A 20,015-nucleotide genomic window follows, 5' to 3' on the forward strand; every position below is an offset into this window, starting at 1 on the left:
GCGCAGTGTCATCTTCTTCGACAGTGACGTAGACTTCGCCGTCACTGACTTCACCGGAGAACTCGGCAGTTGCAGTCACTTCTTCGTCGTTGGCGTTAATCTCCTCGACGTTCGTGATCGTCGCGTCAGGTTCTCCAACAACCTCTTCGGTCGCACTATCGAGTTCGGATTCGTTATCCAGGGTGTCGCTCGCGTAGAGGGTGACCGTCAGGTCCTCACCAGCGGTCGCAGCCTCGTCGATGCTGATCGTCTCGGTGCCGGTCTCGGTCACTTCGGCCGATTCCTCGCCTTCGACGATGTTGTCTCCAGCCTGGTTTTCAACGACGAGGAAGCCGTCTTCAGTGTTTTCGAGTTCCGTAACGTCCGCGGTCACGTCCTCGTCACCGTCAACGGGAGTCTCGCCGAAGGTCACCGTACCATCAGGTGAGTCCTCGACGGTAATCTCAGCAGTTTCCGAGACCGTTTCCAGGCCGGAGTCAGTGGCGAACAGGATCGGCTCGCCAGGTTCGACTTCCTCGCCTTCGTCGTCGACACCGTGGAGCGTTGCCGTGTAATCGCCAGTCTCCTCGATGGCGTCGACGTCGATCTCGATGTCCGACTCGTCTCCGGTCAGCAGGTCGGAGACACCGACAAGGTTGTCTTCGTCGTCTGTGATACCGACGAAGTACTCCGCCGGTTCGAGTGCTCCGTCGAAGTTCACATCGACGAAGCCTTCTGCGGATTCGACTTCGACAGTCTCGACCTGGTCGACTCCTTCGTCACCGTCGAAGACGATGNCTCCGCCGGTTCGAGTGCTCCGTCGAAGTTCACATCGACGAAGCCTTCTGCGGATTCGACTTCGACAGTCTCGACCTGGTCGACTCCTTCGTCACCGTCGAAGACGATGTCGGCTTCAGCCATGCTGACGGCTGCGATATCTTCGGCACCGATCCAGGCGTCAGTGTTCGGACCGGCATCACCGTCTTCGTACAGTCTGACTTCGTAGATACCGCTGGAGTCAGCCGGACTGGTCAGATCGACGGTCACTTCTTCGGCCGACGTTCCGTCGAACTGCGTCGCACCAACCTGTTCTGGTTCGTCTTCGGTCACGTCGTACACAGCAACCCAGTCATCGTCGTTGACGGTCTGGATATCGTCCACGACGATCGTCTGACCATCTTCGGTAGCCTGGTCACTGAATTCGACGCTCGCTTCGTCGAGTTCGAAGTCCTCTACTTCCTCCGTGTCGGAGCCGACGTCGATCTCGCGCTCTTCGAGCGCGTAGCCGTCGGCGTTGACGACCAGGACGTAGCCCTCGTCGTCCTCGACGTTCACTTCGAGGTTTTCGATCTCGTAGTTACCGTCCGCGTCGGTAGTCGTGTTGTCGACTTCCTCGATATCGCTCCACTGGAAGTACGTGTCGAGCTGTTCGACTTCGTACAGCTCGACAGTAGCGTCCTCGATTCCGGTCTCACCGTCCGAGGTTACCTGCCCTTCGAGGTCGTTGGCTTCGCTGTAGTCCAGTTCGAAGTGCAGGGACTCCGTCTCGTCGGAGTAGACGGTGACGTTCTCTTCGTGGGCGTTCGCGTACTCTGTGCCGCCATCGACCTCGACGATGTAACCCTCGTCGACATCGACGTCGACATCAGTAGCGAACTCACCGTTTTCGTCAGTGTGTCCAGTCGTGACTTCGGTCTCATCACCGTCGGACTCGTACACCGTCACGTCGAGGCCCTCGATGGGCTCGTCGGTCGCGACAGTTTCCGTACCGAACCCGTCGGTGTCACCGCTTGCAGTTACCGCAACCTCGATGGTACCCTGCTCGGCGTAGTCGAGTGCGAAGTCCTGCTCGGTCTGTTCACCGTCAGTGATCTCGACATCGACCGAATCGTCCGTCGCGAAGTCGTCAGCAGTCACTTCGACATCGTGGGTCCCGACCGGGACGTTGTCGAAGTGGTAGTTGCCGTTTTCGTCAGTCGTTGCTTCGATACCGTCGTCGATATCGACCAGTTCGACCGTTGCGCCTTCGATCGGCTCGTCGGAGCCGAACGTCTGGGCGTCGACGGTGTCACCGCTTGCCGTCACCGTACCGGTCAGTTCGCCGTTCTCGGCGAGTTCGAAGTTGACGCTAGTGCCCTGCTCGGCGTCGACCTCGACTCCGGTCTCGTCGTCGGCAGTGTAGTAANGCCGTCACCGTACCGGTCAGTTCGCCGTTCTCGGCGAGTTCGAAGTTGACGCTAGTGCCCTGCTCGGCGTCGACCTCGACTCCGGTCTCGTCGTCGGCAGTGTAGTAATCGTGGTCGGCTTCGACCGAGTAGACGTCGTCCGCGACAACGTCTTCGATCTCGTAGGAGCCGGTTGCATCAGTTTCTACCTCGTACGGTCCTGCAGTGTCACCTTCCGCGGTGACGGTGACGTCGTCGATTCCGTCACCCGCAGTGTCGGTGATGTCTCCGTAGATCGAGCCGGTTTCGGCTGCCTCTACGTAGGCACCCGCAGTGTCACGGGCCTCTTGACCGTCGATCTGGTTGTCGGTGGTAAGCCCTTCGTCGAGCTCGGCACCGGCTTCGACGGTGATCGGCACGATGCCTGCGTCACCGATGTCGGTGCCCATCGTAGTCTCGTGCTCCTCGTCATCATCAGGTACAAGCGGCTCGCTGTCGGTGTAGTTCACCGCGTTCCGCTCGGTCGCCTTCTCGACGACGCCACCCTCGAAGTCGAGGTCGCCCTCGTTACTCACTTCGTAGGTGAACTCGAACTCCTCACCTTCGGTGATGGGCGAAGTTTCGGAGGCGTCGACGTTGGTGATCTCGACGCTCGGAATCGCCTCCGCGTGGAGGGTGATCTCCTCGCCGGAGTCACCACCGCTCGCTTCGATCGCTTCGGTTTCCTGCAGTTCGTACCCCTCCGCGTCGGCGTGGAGCTCGATGCTCTCGCCTTCGAGCGCGTACGGGATGGTGAAGCTACCGTCTTCAGCAGTCGTCGCGCTGAAGCCGGTGTCGGAGTAGACCGTCGCGCCTTCGACAGCGTCACCGGTCTCGGAGCCAGCGCCGCTCGGCCGCTCGACGGTACCCTCGATCGTGCCCACGTCGTAGCCGAGCATCTCGCTTGCCTCAGCGAACGTGGTATCCGTAGTTACCTGCGTGCCAACCGATCCGTCGTCAGCGGCGTAGACGAAGTACCCCTTGAACGGGTTCAGCTCGCCGCTGTGTCCTTCGATCGATGCCGGAGCGCCACCGATGGCACTCTCTTCAGTGACCAGTGCACCTTCCGGTCCTTCCTGCATCGAGAAGATCTGGACCGGGTCGGCGGTACTCGCCTCGAACGCGTCTTCGGGCGAGTCAGCCGCCGGGCCGCTCACGAAGTTCCAGCCGTCGTCGACCGATCCTTCGGCGGGAACGCCGGTCGCACTGCTGCCGGGTTCGCCCGTGAATTCGACGGTCGCGCTGGCGTCGCTTTCCGCAACGACGGCGTACGCATCGAGCGGATCGACTTCCTGATCGAAGTCGCTGATCAGCTCCCAGCTGTTGTCGTCGGTGTCGAACTCGTAGACGACTCCCTCGGGCGTCTCGTCGAAGACATCATCGAGCGTCTGGTCGGTTGGACCGGGGACACCGAGCGCGTAAATCTCGTCAGCCGGCATTTCGAGGTCGAACGCGGGCGTCGCGTACAGGTCGAGCGTACCGACGTCGTACTCACTGTCGGAGTGATCCACCGCGGCGGTCGTCGATTCGTAGCCGTCGGCGGTGACGGTGAGTTCGTCGATCTTCTCGTTGACCTCGAACTCGAACTCGCCGTCAACGTCGGTCAGCGTCTCACTGCCGCTCGCTTCGACGACTGCACCGGGAACACCGTTACCAGTGTGGGGGTCGACGATCTCACCCTCGACAGTGGTCGTTCCGACCTCCTCGGTCACTGCTTCGTAGGCGTTGACGATCCCGTTACCGTGACGAACGTCTTCGTCTTCGGAATCGACAGGGTTCTGTGCGGTGTCGTCGATGGTCTCGTGAATATCCTCGGCACCCAGGTCCTCTTCGGTCGAGGACTGGACGAGTGCTGCCGTACCGGCCACGTGCGGTGCGGCCATGCTGGTACCCGAGATCGATGCGAGACGTGGGTCGTCGTGGACCTGTGCGTCCTCGTAGGCACCTTCAGCAGCAGCGCTCGCGACGAGGTGACCGGGCGCGCTCACGTCGGGCGCGACGTATTCGTCGGGCCACTCTTCGGGAGCCTCTTCACCCCAGTAGGTTTCGGTGTGGATGTAATCTCCACTGGAGAAGTCGACCACGTCCTCGGTGTCATCGGTCGCACCGACAGTGATCGAACCGGGGTTGTCGCCGGGGGTCGTCGCAATGCCGTGACCGGAGTTCCCGGCGGAGCCGACGACGACCACGTCGTGGTCGTTGTACGCTGTGTAGATTTCCTCAGCGAAGTCGGCGAAGGTTCCGCTTCCGACACCGATACTGTAGTTGATCACGTCGATGTCGTTTGCGATGGCGTAGTCGACGGACGCCAGAATGCCTGCCAGGCTGCCGCCACCATCAGCGCCGAGGATTTTGACGCCGTGCAGCGTTGCGTCGGGAGCAACGCCGATGTTCGCACCGCTCGCGTCACCTCCTGCAATGGTTCCGGCGACGTGCGTGCCGTGACCATGGTCGTCGTGTGGTTCCTGCTCGCTATCGACGTAATTCACCCAGTTGTCCTCGTCGAGGTCAATGTCCGGGTGATCCGGATCGATCCCCGTGTCGGCGACGGCGACGTCGACCCCTTCACCGGTTGTGATGTCCCAGGCCTCGGGCGCGTCGATCTGATCGAGGCCGAACGTCGTGGTCGGGTCCTCACCGCCACCAACGAAGGTCTCGGCATCGACGTCGTCAGCGTCGCCCTCAGCGTTTGGCTCCGGAATCTGAATTTCGGCGTTCTCGTACAGTCCGATCACGCCGTCGACGGACGCGATCTGTTCGAGCGACACTTCGGTAGTGTCGACCTCGAGCAGAACCGCGTTCGTGGCCCAGAAGTCGTCTTCGACCGTCACGCCGTCGGTATCTTCGGCGTAGGCCTTTAGCGGAGCCTGGGTGGTTTCTGCCTCGTGCATGGTCGCTTCGACGGAGTCTTCGCTGAGTGTTTCAGCGTACAGAGACTCCGACGAATCCATGTTGACGATGACTTCGAGACGATCCTGCTCCGAGGCGTCGTCTGCAAGCTCGGATTGTATCTCTACGTCATCTGCCGTCTGTGTTGTGACTTCGTCGACATTGACCTCGTCGACGGAGTGTGCTGTTCCCCCGCTTGTTGCTGGTCCCGCGGCCATCGCCACTGGTGATGTCACCATCATCAGCGCCATGAACACCGCGAGTACAGCGACAAGACTGCGTGAGTCTGTCATTGATACAGCTCATCATGGCCCACACACTGGATGTACTTATAATTAATCTAACTAGAATATTTCGTATCGAATGATAGTAGAATAATCATATAGATCGAGTATCTAAAAAGATCATTCAAAAAACTACTGGCCGAACCGGCGCTCGAGCTGCTCTCGGGGCGAAACTAGAATTCCAACGCGCGCGTCACCACCCGCAGTACGTTCCGAGATGTTCTTATCTATTACTGATACTTCGCCTCGACTAAAATAGATGAACGGCTGAAAAGAACAGGAAGACGTAACTATCCGGTTTCGGATAGATGGCTCGAGAACGAGATGGGGGATGAGCCGAGAAGTTAGTCGCTCTGGATTCGCGGCGCGAGCATGTAGGTGACCTGGCCCTGTCCCTCGGCGAAGCCGAAGTAGATCTTGACCGGGAACTCCTCGCCGAGATGCAGCGTGACCTCGGTGTCGGCGGGGATCGCCTTGTTCATGTCCTTGAGGTAGTCGAGCGAGAACAGCGAGTGTGCGGGGCCGACCTGCAGGTCGATCAGGTCTTCCTGGGTGAGCTCGAGGTGGACGTCGTCGGTGTCGCCCTCCGCGTCGACGTAGAAGAACTCCTCGCCTTCGTCGACGCCCAGCGCGATGTGATCGGAGACCATGTCGGCGGCGGTCACCGACCGGTTGACATCTTTGCCCTCGAGGATAACTTCGGCGGGCAGGTCCAGGTCCGGGATGTCGGGTTCCTGGCGGATCGAGTCGGGGTCGATCAGCGCGAGCGTGTACTCGAGCCCGTCGATCTGGATCTGGAGTTTGCGCGTTTCCTCGTCGAGTTCGAGCTGGATGAGCTGGCCGGAGTCGGCCATGCCCGCGATGTCCTCGAGCCGGGAGAGGTCGACGCCGATCAGCCCGCCGTCGGCCTCGTAGGATTCGAACGCGGCCGCGTCGAGCGAGAGGTCGACCATCCCGACGTTAGCGGGGTCGACGGCCCGGATTTCGAGCCCGTCTTCCTCGAGGTGGATTTTACACTCGTCGACCAGCACGCTCACCGAGTCGAGCGCGCTGGTGAGCGTTTCCGCGCTCACGATGGCCTTGAACATATACGCCGTGGTACGAACGGTCGACATAAAAAGCCACCCTTTACGCGCGGGCGGGCGTCGATCGGCCCGATCGACCGGGGTAAGCGACGCTTTCGTACTCGAGACCTGCTTTGATCCCCTGAAGAGCCGAATATCGCGGTCGAACGGGACACGACGCCCGCGAGGCAGTTCTGGGTCGGACGGTCGGGGCCGGAGCCGACGGCGGAAACATGTCGTTTCTCCCCAGCGATCGCGTTCGTCGGCGCTCCCACTGCGGGAGAATCGCTGTAGGACTGCCGAAACAAAGCGTAGCGACGACGTACCGCCCCCATGAGCGTCTCGTCCGCGGTCGTGCTCGCCGCCGGGGAGGGCGTTCGACTGCGTCCGCTCACCCGAAACCGTCCGAAACCGATGCTCCCGGCAGGAACGAGACCGGTCCTCGAGCACGTTTTCGACCAGTTGATCGATGCCGGTCTCGGCTCGATCACGGTCGTCGTCGGCTATCGCGGGGATCGGATTCGATCGCACTTCGGCTCGACGTACCGTGATGCCGAGTTGACCTACGTCGAACAGCACCACCAGCTGGGGACCGCTCACGCACTTGCGGTCGCCGCTCCGGTCGTCGACGGGCCGACGGTGGTCGTCAACGGCGACCAACTCGTCGATCGACGGATCGTCGAGGCCGTCGTCGCTGGCCACGACGCGTCCCCCGTGACACTCGGTGTCCTCGAGCGACAGGCGATCGGCGAGTACGGCGGGGTACTCCTCGAGAACGGGGCCGTTTCGGAGCTCGTCGAGAACCCGACCGACGAACGGCCGTACCGACTCAATGCCGGCGTCTACGTCGTCGAACCGTCGCTCTTCGAGACGATCGAACGGCTGGAGCCCGTCGACGGGGAGCTATCGCTCGTGGACGCGATCAACGCCCTGCTTGCGGCCGGCGAGTCGGTTCGTGGCGTCCGGTCCGACGGGTACTGGCTCGACGCGACGTACCCGTGGGACCTGCTCGACGTCTCTCGATCGCTGTTCGACGCGGGGATCGTCCAGGATGCGGTTGCCGAGTCGGCGACGGTTCACGAGTCGGCGGTGGTGCTGTCGCCGACCGTCGTCGACCGAGGCTGTGAGATCGGACCCGGAGCGGTCGTCGGTCCGGACACCTGCCTCGGTGAGAACGTGACGATCGGCTCGAACGCAGTCGTCAAGCGAAGCGTGATCGACGCCGAAACCCGGATCGGTCCGAACGCGACCGTCGACGACTGCGTCACCGGCGTCGGCGTCGATGTCGGCCACGGTTCGATCGTCCCTGGCGGGCCGAGCGACGTTCGGGTCGGCGACCGGTTCTTCGAGGGCGAACCGATCGGGGCGCTGCTCGCGGACCGGGTCACCGATCGCGGCGGCGTGACCTACGTCCCGGGAACGATCGTCGGTGCCGCCGCCGAGATCGACGCTGGTGCGGTCGTCCACGGAACGATCCCTGCCGACGCCGAGGTGCGATCCTGATGTGTGGGATCATCGGCTGTGCCGACACCGACGACGTCCTCGGGATGCTCGTCGACGGCCTCTCGCGGCTCGAGTATCGGGGGTACGACTCCGCGGGCGTCGCGGTGACGAACGGGTCCCTCGCCGTCGAAAAACGCGAGGGCGACCTCTCGGCGCTCGAGGACGCGCTGGACGGGACGGGCGACGAGCTCCGGGGGACCGTCGGGATCGGACACACGCGCTGGAGCACACACGGACCGCCGACGGACGTGAACGCCCACCCGCACACGGACGAGGACGGCTCCGTCGCGGTCGTCCACAACGGCATCATCGAGAACTACCGGCCGCTGCGGGACGAGCTGTCCGGGGCGGGCTGTCGGTTCGTGAGCGAGACCGATACGGAGGTCGTCCCGCACCTGATCGAGCGCGAACGGGCGGCCGGTGCCGACCGGGAGACTGCGTTTCGGCGGGCGATCGACCGGCTCGAGGGGAGTTACGCGATCGCTGCCGTCTTCGCCGGGTGTGAGACGATCTACGCCGCACGTCACGAGTCGCCACTCGTTCTCGGGGTCGGCGAGGGGGCGAACTACCTCGCGAGCGACGTGCCCGCGTTCGTCCCGTACACGGACCGCGTGATCTACCTCGACGACGGCGAGTTCGCGTCCGTTTCCCCCGAATCGGTGACCGTCGCTGACGTGGAGGGGACGCCCCTCGACAAGCCGATCGAAACGATCGAGTGGGACCCCGAAGCCGTCGGCAAGAGCGGCTACGACCACTACATGCGAAAGGAGATCGCCGAACAGCCCCGTGCGATCCGTGACTGTCTCCGGGGTCGCGTCGAAGAGCTGGCGGCTTCCGTCTCGCTGCCCGAACTCGAGGGGCTCGAGGAACCGTCGTCGGTCCAACTCGTTGCCTGTGGCACTTCCTACCATGCCGGACTGTTCGGCGAGCGGCTGTTCCAGCGGCGGGGTATCCCGGCACAGACGTTCGTCGCCAGCGAGTACGACGCCGGCTCGGTACCCGTCGACGAGGACACGCTCGTCGTCGCTGTCACCCAGAGCGGGGAGACGGCGGATACGATGCAGGCGCTTCGCGGCGCGAACCGTGCGGGAGCGACGACGCTCGCGGTGACCAACGTCGTCGCGAGTTCGGCGGCCCGCGAGGCCGAGTACGCCTGTTACGTTCGTGCCGGACCGGAGATCAGCGTCGCCGCGACCAAGTCCTTTGCCTCTCAGCAAGTCACCCTTTCGTTGCTCGCGAGCGCTCTCGCCGGCCCGCAGTCTCACGAGTTCCTTCGCGAGCTCCGACGCCTGCCGGACTACATCCAGGCCGTCCTCGACCGCTCGAGTGTCCGCGACCTCGTCGGGGAACTCCTCGATGCGGACGCCTATTTTTTCGTCGGCCGCGGCTACAACGCTCCCGTCGCACTCGAGGGAGCGTTGAAGCTCAAAGAAATCTCGTACCGACACGCCGAGGGGTTCCCGGCGGGCGAGCTGAAACACGGTCCGCTCGCACTCGTCACGGCCGAGACCCCGGTGTTCGCGCTCGTTTCGGGGCGCGAACACACCGCCGAGACGATCGGGAACGTCAAGGAAGTCCAGGCTCGTCGAGCACCCGTCGTCGCCGTCACCGACGTGCCCGAAACCGTCGAACGCCACGCCGAGTTCGTCCTCGAGGTTCCCGAGACTCACCCTGCCGTGATGCCGATCGTCGCGAACGTCCAGCTCCAGTTGCTCGCCTACTGGCTCGCCAACGCGCTCGGCCGTCCGATCGACAAACCCAGAAACCTCGCGAAAAGCGTGACCGTCCGGTGAGACGGTCGTGGATCGTTGCTGATACGATACGGGACAGCGGGTAGGCAGTGACGCCGCTCACTCGGCCGGCTCGAGCAGAATTCGGACGATCGTACCCCGCGGCTCGTTGTCGTCGATCTCGAGGCGGCCCCCGTAGCGGTCGACGAACGTCCGGACGAGGTACAACCCGATCCCGGTTCGCTCGTCGACGCCCGACCAGCCACGGTCGACGACGCGACGGCGGTTGGCTGTCGGCAGTCCCGGTCCGCTGTCGGCGACCTGAAAGCCGACCAGTTCGTCGTTGTTCTGCCCTGTGACAACCGTGACCGTCGGTTCCGGCGTTCCGGTGTCGTCGTGTACGACCGCGTTCGTCAACACGTTTCGGACGACGACGTTGAGAAAGCGGTCCGCACGCACCCGGGTCGTTCCGTCCGCGCCGTCCAAGGCGACGTCGAGGTCCTCGTAGCGTGTCTCGAGTCGCGCAATCTCTTCCTGGAGGACCGCTTCGAGGACGACCGTATCGAGCGTTGCCGCCGGCTCCTCGAGTGCCTCGACCATCGCACCGACGGATTCGGTCAACTCGACGACGTGCTCGCCGGCCTCGACGATCCGCGAGACGATCCGCTCTTCGGTGGGGTCGTCCGGATCGAGTGCCTCGATCCAGCCGAGAATCACCGCAGCGTCGTCTCTGATCTCGTGTCGGATGAGCCAGTTCAACACGGCGAGTTCGCGGCGCTGGCGCTCGAGTTCGAGCGTCCGTCGCTTCCGTTCGATCGCGTAGTTGATCGTCCGCGTCAGGACTCGCGGGGTGACGTGGTCTTTCACGAGGAAGTCCTCCGCCCCGCGCTCGACGGCCTCGAGGCCGATCGCGCCGTCGTCGATACCCGTCAGGACGACCACGGCGGTCCCGTCGCTTTGCTCGAGGACGGACTCGAGCGTCTCCAGCCCACTCGAGTCGGGGAGGTTCAGATCGAGCAGGACGACGTCGATCGCCGACGCGTCCTCCTGGAGCTGATCGACGGTGGCTGACAGGTTCTCGACGCGGTCGACGGCGATCGACGGAAGCGACGCCGCCTCGAGTGCGTCGGCCTGAAGCTGCTGGAGCATCGTTCGGTACAGGCGTGCGTCGTCGTCTTCGTCTTCGACGAGCAGTACCGACCGCGTCTCGAGGGGGTCCATGTGCTAACGAACGCACTACAGCGACAAATTCCTCCGGGGTGGGGCGATCCTCACGCCGATTCGTCGGTCGGCTCGGTTGCGGCGACGAACCGACAGAGACCGGCCAGCCGTTGTCGAAACTCGACGAACGACAACGGTTTGACGACGTAGACGTTCGCTCCCGCGGCGTATGCCGTCCGCACGTCGTCGGGCGACGCCGAGCCGGTGACGACGGCGATCGGGAGCACGGAGCGAGGATGGGTGTCCCGGGCCCGTTCGACGACGTCGAAGCCCGATCCGTCGGGGAGGTTCACGTCGACGAGAAGCAGCGTCGGTCGGCGTCGGTCGCCGGCTTCGACCGCCTCGAGGAGCGCCAGTGCGTCGGCAGCGCGGTCGACACGCGTCAGGTCGGCGACACACCGGGTCTGAGAAACGACGGTTTCGATCATCGTCGCGTCGTCGTCGCTGTCTTCGACGTACACCACGTCCTCGACGGCGTCGTGAGTCCCTGTATCGTCCGCTCTCGTTCGAGCACTACTGTTTCTCATCCGTGGTGTGTTCGTCGTCGGCCGACTCGACGTACCGCCGCCACGGCTCCCGTTCCTCGAGTGCCGCCTTCCTGTCGGCTTCGACCCGTTCGAGCTCCGCACGCGCTCGTTCGTAGGCGTCGGTCCCGGTGACGCCCGAGCCCAGGTGCCGTTCGACGAACGTCAGTCGGTGTTTTCGTGCCTCGACGTCGCGAGCGAGTGCGGACCGCTCGTCGAGTCCGAGCAGGTCTTCGATCGCCTCGTGGAGTTTCGCTTTCGAGACGGGTTTACACAACAGCCGGTCGGCCGGCAGTGAGGCGTCCGCCGGCGAGACCTGCATCGAGGTCAGGAAGCCGATCGGCGTCGGCTGGCCGATGCTCTTGAGTGCCGCGGCGACCTCGTCGCCGGTCAACCCTGGCATACCGCGGTCGAGCATCGCGGCATCGACCGACTCGTCGAGCGCCCGAAGCGCGTCACGCCCGTTTTCGGCCGTCACAACGTCGTACTCGGTCGAGAGCCACAGCGAATACATCTCGAGGAGGCGGGGGTCGTCCTCGGCCAGCAACACCGTCGGTAGTCCCGCCCCTTCGACGTACTGTTCGTCCCACTCGATCATCCGCTCGAGAATCGCATAGAGTGCGTCACCGGCGGCGGTGAGTTCGTACTCGACTCGGCGCGGCTGCTCCTGGACGACGTCACGGGCGATTACGTCGCGCTCGAGGAGGTCCTCGAGGTTGCTCGAGAGCACTTTACTCGAGATGCCGTCCAGTTCCTGCTGGAGGGCACCGAATCCCAGTTTGCCGTCGGTCGCGAGCGCGCTGATCACCCGTGGTTTCCACTTGGTGCCCAGTACCGACCGCGCAACCGAATCCGCCGGATCAGCGTCTGTCATGCGTTCGTTTCGTTCTCGAATCGTTTACGACAGCAACGGTAATAAGTGTGCGCCCGACGACCCAGTCGTCCGACGACGTCACGGTTCCGTCCCGGGAAGCAGGAGTTCGACGGTCGTTCCGCTTCCCGGCTCCGACTCGAGAGTGATCGTTCCACCGTGGTACTCGACGATACGTTGACACAGTGCGAGTCCCATCCCGGTCCCCTCGTCGTCCCGTCGACCGAGCCGCTCAAACACGTCGAACGCCCGGCCGGCCGCGTCCGCGTCCAGCCCCACGCCGTCGTCTTCGACACGGATTCGGTGGAACCGATCCGCCGTCTCGGATCGACCGGCGACGGAGGCGGAACGGTCACTCGGTGTCGGCACGTCCGACTCGGCGGTGACGTGAACGCGAGGGGTCGGCGTGTCGTTATACTTCAACGCGTTATCGAGGAGGTTCTGGAACAACTGCACGAGCAGTCCAGTATCGCCCCGGACGGTCGGTAACGTGTCGTGGGTGATCGTCCCGTTCGTCTCTTCGATCCGGACCGCCAGGTTACGCGTCGCTTGCTCGAGGACCTCCTCGAGCGGGACGGCGTCGGTCGGTTCGCCGTGGGTCTCGACACGGGAGTAGTGTAACAGCCCGTCGATCATCGATCGCATACGCTCGGTCCCGGTGACCGCCTGCTCGAGCAACTCGAGCCCTGCTGTATCGATCGCGTCCCCTTCCTCGTACAGCTCCTGAAACAGCGTGAGGTAGTTCGCCGTCGACCGCAACGGTTCTTTGACGTCGTGGGAGGCCGCGTACGCGAACTGCTCGAGTTTCCGGTTCGAGCGTTCGAGTTCGGCTCGCGTCTCACGCAGTAGCTGTTCGCGGTTGGCTCTCTCGAGTGCTGCTTCGACGGTCGAGGCGAGCATCTCGAGGCGGGTCAGATCGCCCTCGGCGAACGACCGTTGCTCGGTCGCCCCCGCGAGCAACACCCCGTAGTCACCGAGTGGGATGACAGCCACCGCGCGAATCCGGGTCGGCCGGTCGTACACTCTCGCCGCGATCTCGGGGTCGTCGTAGACGCGCCGGTTACCGGCTTCGAAGGCCGACCAGATGGGACCGTCATCCCGTTCGAACGTCGGCGGATCGTCGACGACCGCGTCGCTCCCGGTCGTCGCGGCGAGCGGGACGAGAGTGTTCTGTCGCTCGTCGTGGGTCCAGATGCCCGCGATCGGAAACTCGAGGACATCGTCCGCACACGCAGTAGCGATCGAACCGATCGCCGCGTGAGTCCCGGCCGATACGAGTCGGCGTGCGGTCGTGTTGAGTCCCCGGAGCATCCGTTCGGCGTTCTGTCCGGCGAGTTCGTACCCGAGCCACTGGACGAGCAGTTCGACGAACGTCCGTTCCGTCGGGGTGAACTCGCGGTCCCGGGGGGTTTCGTCGACGAAGCACAGCGTCCCGTATAGATCGCCGTCGACCGTCACCCGTCCCCCGAGGAAACAGGGGAACTGGGAGTCGTCGTCTACGTCACGCACGTCACCCTCCCCACCTTCGTCGCCGTCGCCGGCGAACGCAACGACGCCCTCCTCCTCGAGCATCCGTCGTCGACACGGAGTATCCGGTGGCGGGTCTCCGGACCGGATTTCGGGATGAGAGCCGCTAACGTCGACGATCGTCCAGTCGTCGTCCGTGTGCCGGCTCACGAACCCACAGGACACCCCGAGATAGTCGCAACCGAGCGCGAGCATCCGCGAGCGTTTCTCCTCGACCGACAGCTCCGTATCCGCGGCGAGTGCCACGAGTCGCCGCAGCGATGTCTCGCTTCGTCGGACCGAGTCCTCGAGCCGGCGACGCTCGGTGATGTCGGTCGTCACGCCGGCCAGGTGGATCACCTCGCCGTCGTCGTCGAACACCGCGTGTGCCCTGCTCAACAGCCACCGCAGTCCGCGGTCGGGGTGTTCGAGTCGGAACTCGAGTTTCTGTGAGCCGTCGGCCAGTGCCGGGTCGCGGTCCTCGATTCGCCGTGTGACTCGATCGATGTCGTCGGGGTGTACGTGTTCGAGCCACGCCAACGGGTCCTCGAGGAGTTTCTCCTCGGGGACGCCGTACACCTTCGAAGCAGCGGAGTTCAGATACAGCGCCTCCGAGTAATCCGGCCGGATCAGGTAGAAGCCGTTCCGAACCGCGCCGGCGAAGCGTTCGAACCGGTTCGTGATCCGCTCGCGTTCGATCTCGTGTGTCTTTCGCTCGTGGATGTCCTGGGAGATGCCGCGTACGCTGACGAGCTCGTCGCCGTCGTAGTGGGGATCACCTCGAACCCTGGCCCACTTGTAGTCGCCGGTCGCCGTCACGAGTCGGAGTTCGAGGTCGAACGGCGTTCCGTCGGAGACGAGAGACTCGAACGCGTCGGCGACCCTCGGTCGATCGTCCGGATGGCAAAACGACAGTGCTGCCTCGGCGGTCGGTTCGTACTCGAGGGGGAGTTCGTGGATGCGGTAGACTTCCGGCTCCCACCGGAGCTTCCCGGACTCGAGGTCGAACTCCCAGGCCCCGATCGCGGCGCTTTCCTGAACGGTCTCGAGGAAGTCCTGGTTGCGCTCGAGTTCGATCTCCCGCTCGCGACGCTCGGTGATCTCGAGGTGACTGATCGAGACGTGAACCTCGCCGTCGACGGTAAATCGGTTCACACGCAGCAGGAACCACTGATCCCGCTCCGGGGAGTGACAGGGGTACTCCATCGTGAACGTCTCTCGGTCACCCGACAGCACTGCCTCGATACCGGCGACTGCGCGACGAGCGTGCTCGTCGTCGGCTATCGCCGCGGTCTCGAGGTAGTTCTCGCCGACGTGATCGTCACCGGTCCCGAACTCGCGCCAGGCTCGGTTCGTCAGAAGAATCTCCCCGTCGGCGTCGATTACGGCGACGGTGAACGGAAGCGTCTCGAATGTGTTCGCCGCGAGCCGTTGCCGCTCTCGTTCTCGTTCTCGCTCTCGCTCTCGCTTTCGTTCTGGGTTCCGTCCCATCCCCGCCGGGTCGTCCGACACGGTGGTGGCTATGCCTGCCGTCGTTCGGCCAGCCAGGGACGACGCGACCCGGTCGTTGAGTCGCTCGAGCGCGTCGATCGTCTCGCTTGCCAACGGTTCGTCCGTCACCAGCACCAGCACGCCGACGTCCGGCAGATCGAGCACACAGTACTGCGAACCATCGACGACGTCGACGATCGGCAGCGTCGCCCGGAACGACCGATCGTCGCCCGCCGGTAAGCGATCGATCGCCGCCCGAAACGCTTTCCCGCCCGACACACCGGCCGGCACCGCCGCCGATCGCCGATAGCTCAGTTCGCCGTTCGGGCCGGTCGTCCGTTCGTACACCGCGACGACAGCGCACTCGAGGTGATCGCGGTAGGCGGCGAGCAGCTCGACGGCCGGGGTCGTTCGCTGGGTTGCCGCCCCGATCGACAGGGCGAGGTCGGAGAGCGGTCGCGATGGCGTCGTACTCACTCTCCGTCCTACGTTACGACCGGGCATATTCTTATCGGGTTCTTGATAGTATTGGTGAACGTTCCCCCCGTCAGACAGTCGGACAAAACTGTCGTTCTGTCCGGTAACTGCCGATAGAAGAACCAGTGGGCGGCGATCGATACCCTTCAGGTTACCCGGTCCGGTTACCTTCAGATAACATACACGAAAGGTAGTTTCCGCGACTCCCGTACAGTATGAGTGATGTCCAAAACGGCCGCTGTGAGCAGTGTCAGTCACAGTCGGTCGTCGAGGATCGGGTCCTCGAGCACGAGTGTGGTCACATCGCCCCCAGTGAATCGTTCGAGGACGGCTGTCCGAAGTGTCGCCGGACGCCGACCGCGGAGACGGTACGGGCCGTCGGGACGACGACCCACTGTCTCGACTGTGGCCACCGATCGACTCCAGCGACCGACATCCCCGTCTCGCGCTCGGAACTCCCATCGGTCACGTTTCCGACGCTTCCGTCGGAGGACGACCACTGGAACTGGGTTCCAGAGCGGTTCTTGCCTCGCTCCGATGCGGTACGACAGCTGTTGACGTCGCTACTCGTCCTGACGGTGCTGGTCGCCGGGGTCGCCGGTGCCGTCTCCGTCACGCCGTTGCTCGACGACGAACCCGACCAGGTCGCGGTCGATCGGGAGTGGGAAGAGTACGACTCGATCGTCGTCTTCCGCAACGACGACATCCAGCCGTGGTACCTCCACGACGAACTCCGGGCGGTCAACGACGTGTTCATCGAGGCGGAGATACCGGTTACGCTCGCGATCATCCCGATGGTCGAGGGAGACGCCCCGATCACCGACGACGAACGAACCTGTGAGTACCTCCGTTCGCTCGAGGCCGACCACCCGGGGCAGTTCGAGATGGCGCTGCACGGTTACACGCACGAACCCATCACGGAGTTCTCCGGCGGAAGCGAGTTCGGTGGCTTGCCGGTCGACGAGCAACGTGAACGACTGGTGGCCGGCCAAGAGCTCCTGGCCGACTGCGTCGACTCGCCGTCCTCGACGTTCGTTCCCCCGATGAACACGTACGACGATCGGACCGTCGAGGTGCTCGCCGAGGCCAACTACACGACCGTTTCCGGCGGCTCGTGGTTTACCGCCGACTACTACGACGAGGCGTCTCCTTTCGACGACGAGAACGAATCACTCCGCCACGTCCCCGAGAATCTGGCCGTCGAGAACTGGACTGCCTACGATCGAGACGGTGCGGACGACGATGACGATGACGATGACGACGTCCCTCTCGAGGACCTCGAGACACTCACCCACTCGTTCGACGAGTCCCACGCCGACAACGACGTTCTGGTCGTGATGTTTCACTACCAGTACTTCACGAGCGACGACGACCTCGAGATGCTCGAGTCGTTGATCGAGCACATGAAATCCGAGGGCGGCGTCGCCTTCATGACGGTCGAACAGTTCGCCCTCGGTCTCGAGGAGGGAGAGATCGAAGAGACCGACGACGGCTGGCGCGTCCTCGAACCGATCGCGGCCGTCGTCGACGGCACGGTTCCGGCCGCCGTCGCCGAAGCGTCGGTTCCCGTGGCCGCGGACGGGGCATCACTGCCCGCAGCCGACGACCTCGTCGCCACGGTTCAGCGCTGGGTGGGTGGATGAGCCTCGACCGTGTTCCCCGGCGACGAACCGTGGAGGCCGTCCGCGAGCGCGGACGCGCCGTCGTTCGCGGCCTCTCCCGTGGCGGCCGAGGACTGCGAGCGGTTAACTGGCGGCCCCTCGCGTTGTTCCTCTCGGCGCTCGTCCCGTTCGGCCTGCTGATCGAGGTGATGGGGCGGGGCGTTCTCTACTCGATCGTTCTCCTCTGTGGCTTGCTCGTGGCGTATTTCGGCTGGTCGTACTACGTGATCGAACGCGCCCCCCAGTACCGCGGGTTCTTCGGCACTCGAGCATTGACCGTTTCGATCGTCGCGTACGCCGCCGTCGTCGTCCACCTCGGCTGGCTTCGCCCGTCGGCGATGGCGTTCGTCCACTTCGGAGCCGTGCTGTTGATCTTCGTCTACTACTGGTTTATCGCGTTCATCGCGCTCTTTCACGACCAGATCGGCCGATCGACGTTCGATCCGGAACCGCCGTACCCCGACGTCACGGTCCTGATCCCCGCGTACAACGAGGAGGGGTACGTCGGCCGGACGATCCAGGCCCTGCTCGACGCCGACTACCCCGAGGACGCCCTCGAGATCGTCGCTATCGACGACGGGAGCACCGACGGAACCTACGCCGAAGCCAGCGCCTACGCTGGCGTCTCCGATCGCGTCCGCGTCGTCAGCAAGGAAAACGGCGGGAAATACTCCGCGCTCAACTACGGCCTCCTGTTCGCCTCGAACGACGTGATCGTCACCGTCGACGCCGACAGTCTCGTCGCCTCCGACGCTCTGAAACACATCGTCGCGCCGTTCGGAGACGACCCGGAGACGGAGATCGGCGCGGTCGCCAGCAACGTCACGATCTGGAACCGCGACTCGCTTGTGACCCGCTGTCAGCAACTCGAGTATACGATCGGCGTGAACATCTACCGGCGTGCGCTCGATTACTTCGGCATCGTCATGGTCGTCCCCGGCTGTCTCGGTGCCTACCGCAGAGAGGTGTTAGACGAGGTGTTCGGCTACGACCCGGACACGCTCACCGAGGACTTCGACGTCACGATGAAGGTGCTTCGGGCCGGCTATCGCGTCACGGTCAGCGACGCACGCGTCTACACGGAGGCCCCGGCCACGTGGCGTGATCTGTACCGACAGCGGCTACGCTGGTACCGTGGCAACTACATGACGATCCTCAAACACTGGCAGGTCGTCACCGACGCCCGATACGACTATCTCAACCGGATCGCGCTTCCGTTCCGACTCGTCGAGATGTTCTTCATCCCGGCCGCGAGCTTCGTCATCTTCGGGTACATCGTCTGGCTCGCGGCAACTGGCTCTCTCCTCAACGTACTGGCGATCTTCGTCTTCTTTACGAGCATCGTTCTCCTGATCGCCGCGCTCGGTATCCAGATTGAGGGCGAAGACTGGCGACTGCTCGTCTACACGCCGCTGCTCGTCGTCGGCTACAAGCAGTTCCACGACGCGCTCAACCTCCGGTGTATGGTCGACGTGTTCGCCGACCGAAACCTCGACTGGACGAGCGCCACGCGGGTAGAACAGGTCCGCGGGTCCCCCCTTCCAGCGATCGGACGGGCCGTCGGCTCCGATGGGCCGTCCCCGTCGGCGTCACCCAACCCGTGGTTTGCAGGCACGGAGGGCTTTCCGACACCGACGCTATCGCGACGTATGACGACGTTCACAGTCGACGACGTGGGCAAACCCGTCGAGAGCGCAAGCGGCGACATCCTCGGTACCATCGTCGATGTCGACGACGAGACCGCCTCCGTCGAACCGGACCCCGACGTGGTCGATTCGGGCAGGGCCGTTCTCGGCTGGGAGAGTGACGATGTGATCCCGCTCGCCGCCGACGCCGTTCGAGAGATCACCGACGACGCCGTCCGACTCGAGGCGTCGTTCCCCGAGGAAACGCTGGAGCCGAGCCACGAGGCCGGGGGCGACACCGGGACGAACGAGTCCGCCGTGCCGGAGCCGGCTGTCTCCGACGACGAGGTCTCTGACGACCCGGTCGACGGAACTCGCGTCGCTTCCGACGATCGGATGGCGGAGCCGGACGACGAGACGAGAGAGCGGGACCCGATCGAGGCCGACCGCGAGGCGGTCGAGAGCGCGGCGAGTCGCGAACTCGAGGTCGACCCGTCCGAACTGACAGACGGGGACCTCGAGCCCGATATCAGGGCCGACGAGGACCTCGGGAACAGAAGCGGCGAGGAAGCGACCGACGCGGGGCCGGCCGACGGCGATACGGGGCGGTCCGATCGGGAGTCGTCCGAGACGACGCCGGGAGATGCGGGGAGTATCGACGCGGAGATGCCGGCGGCGTCGGAGCGCGGGTCGGCGGACGTTCCATCCGACGAGGACGGGCCGGCAACGGAGCAAGCACCACCGCCGTCCGAGCCCAGCGAAACCGAGGCCGAAGACTCCTCTCGGACGGACGATTCCGGCACGGACCACGACCCGAACGACGGTCGGTGAACGGCCGTCGTCCCTGTGATTCGTGGGTCGAGGATCGCGATCGTCGCTCGAGACTCGAACTCCGGACCTCGCGACTCGAACGCCCCCGTTATAGTACCAACTGCACCGATTTGCACACTGATCACCGGTCCGTCTGGCGATCAGGTGCGTACTGA

At 64.1% G+C, this 20,015-nt stretch carries 12 protein-coding genes; 4 read left to right on the forward strand and 8 right to left on the reverse strand.

Features of this window, described 5'->3' with window-relative positions:
* The 4 genes from C446_RS10025 to C446_RS10040 all read right to left on the reverse strand — a co-directional run.
* Nucleotides 1-700, reverse strand: a 700-nt coding sequence (locus C446_RS10025) for a hypothetical protein (RefSeq protein WP_006672980.1), incomplete at its 3' end; no start/stop codon positions are given.
* Nucleotides 697-2,064, reverse strand: coding sequence for a carboxypeptidase-like regulatory domain-containing protein (locus C446_RS10030; protein WP_006672981.1), 1,368 nt, complete (start codon nucleotides 2,062-2,064; stop codon nucleotides 697-699). The genes C446_RS10025 and C446_RS10030, both read right to left, overlap by 4 nt.
* Nucleotides 2,065-2,107: 43 nt before the next feature.
* Nucleotides 2,108-5,365, reverse strand: a complete 3,258-nt coding sequence (locus tag C446_RS10035; protein ID WP_083861106.1) for a S8 family serine peptidase — start codon at nucleotides 5,363-5,365, stop codon at nucleotides 2,108-2,110.
* A gap of 335 nt (nucleotides 5,366-5,700) precedes the next feature.
* A complete protein-coding gene (locus tag C446_RS10040) occupies nucleotides 5,701-6,444 on the reverse strand; it encodes a DNA polymerase sliding clamp (protein ID WP_006672983.1) in 744 nt (247 codons plus the stop codon).
* 309 nt (nucleotides 6,445-6,753) lie between these two features.
* Here C446_RS10040 and C446_RS10045 point away from each other — a divergent pair, with 309 nt between their 5' ends.
* Nucleotides 6,754-7,923 carry a sugar phosphate nucleotidyltransferase gene (locus C446_RS10045; protein WP_006672984.1) on the forward strand — a complete coding sequence of 390 codons (1,170 nt, stop codon included), beginning with the start codon at nucleotides 6,754-6,756 and terminating at the stop codon, nucleotides 7,921-7,923.
* Complete coding sequence (glmS, locus tag C446_RS10050) at nucleotides 7,923-9,716, forward strand: glutamine--fructose-6-phosphate transaminase (isomerizing) (RefSeq protein ID WP_006672985.1); 1,794 nt, start codon at nucleotides 7,923-7,925, stop codon at nucleotides 9,714-9,716. Before C446_RS10045 ends, glmS begins: the two co-directional genes overlap by 1 nt.
* Before the next feature lie 57 nt (nucleotides 9,717-9,773).
* Here glmS and C446_RS10055 read toward each other — a convergent pair whose 3' ends face one another.
* The 4 genes from C446_RS10055 to C446_RS10070 all read right to left on the reverse strand — a co-directional run bounded on the left by C446_RS10055 (nucleotide 9,774) and on the right by C446_RS10070 (nucleotide 15,743).
* Nucleotides 9,774-10,874, reverse strand: coding sequence for a hybrid sensor histidine kinase/response regulator (locus C446_RS10055; RefSeq protein WP_006672986.1), 1,101 nt, complete (start codon nucleotides 10,872-10,874; stop codon nucleotides 9,774-9,776).
* Between the two features lie 50 nt (nucleotides 10,875-10,924).
* On the reverse strand, nucleotides 10,925-11,401 hold the full coding sequence (locus C446_RS19545; RefSeq protein ID WP_006672987.1) for a response regulator: 477 nt from the start codon (nucleotides 11,399-11,401) through the stop codon (nucleotides 10,925-10,927).
* A complete protein-coding gene (locus C446_RS19550; RefSeq protein WP_006672988.1) occupies nucleotides 11,388-12,272 on the reverse strand; it encodes a winged helix-turn-helix transcriptional regulator in 885 nt (294 codons plus the stop codon). Before C446_RS19550 ends, C446_RS19545 begins: the two co-directional genes overlap by 14 nt.
* 78 nt (nucleotides 12,273-12,350) lie before the next feature.
* On the reverse strand, nucleotides 12,351-15,743 hold the full coding sequence (locus C446_RS10070) for a PAS domain-containing protein (protein ID WP_006672989.1): 3,393 nt from the start codon (nucleotides 15,741-15,743) through the stop codon (nucleotides 12,351-12,353).
* 215 nt (nucleotides 15,744-15,958) lie between these two features.
* Between C446_RS10070 and C446_RS10075 the strand changes: the two genes are divergently transcribed.
* Nucleotides 15,959-17,386, forward strand: coding sequence for a DUF2334 domain-containing protein (locus tag C446_RS10075; RefSeq protein ID WP_006672990.1), 1,428 nt, complete (start codon nucleotides 15,959-15,961; stop codon nucleotides 17,384-17,386).
* The gene (locus C446_RS20015) at nucleotides 17,383-19,860 is read left to right on the forward strand and encodes a glycosyltransferase (protein WP_006672991.1); all 2,478 of its coding nucleotides are present in this window, start codon (nucleotides 17,383-17,385) and stop codon (nucleotides 19,858-19,860) included. Before C446_RS10075 ends, C446_RS20015 begins: the two co-directional genes overlap by 4 nt.
* Nucleotides 19,861-20,015 lie beyond the last annotated feature (155 nt).

The organism is Halobiforma nitratireducens JCM 10879 (genome assembly GCF_000337895.1).
In the GTDB taxonomy this organism is placed as follows: Archaea; Halobacteriota; Halobacteria; order Halobacteriales; family Natrialbaceae; genus Natronobacterium; species Natronobacterium nitratireducens.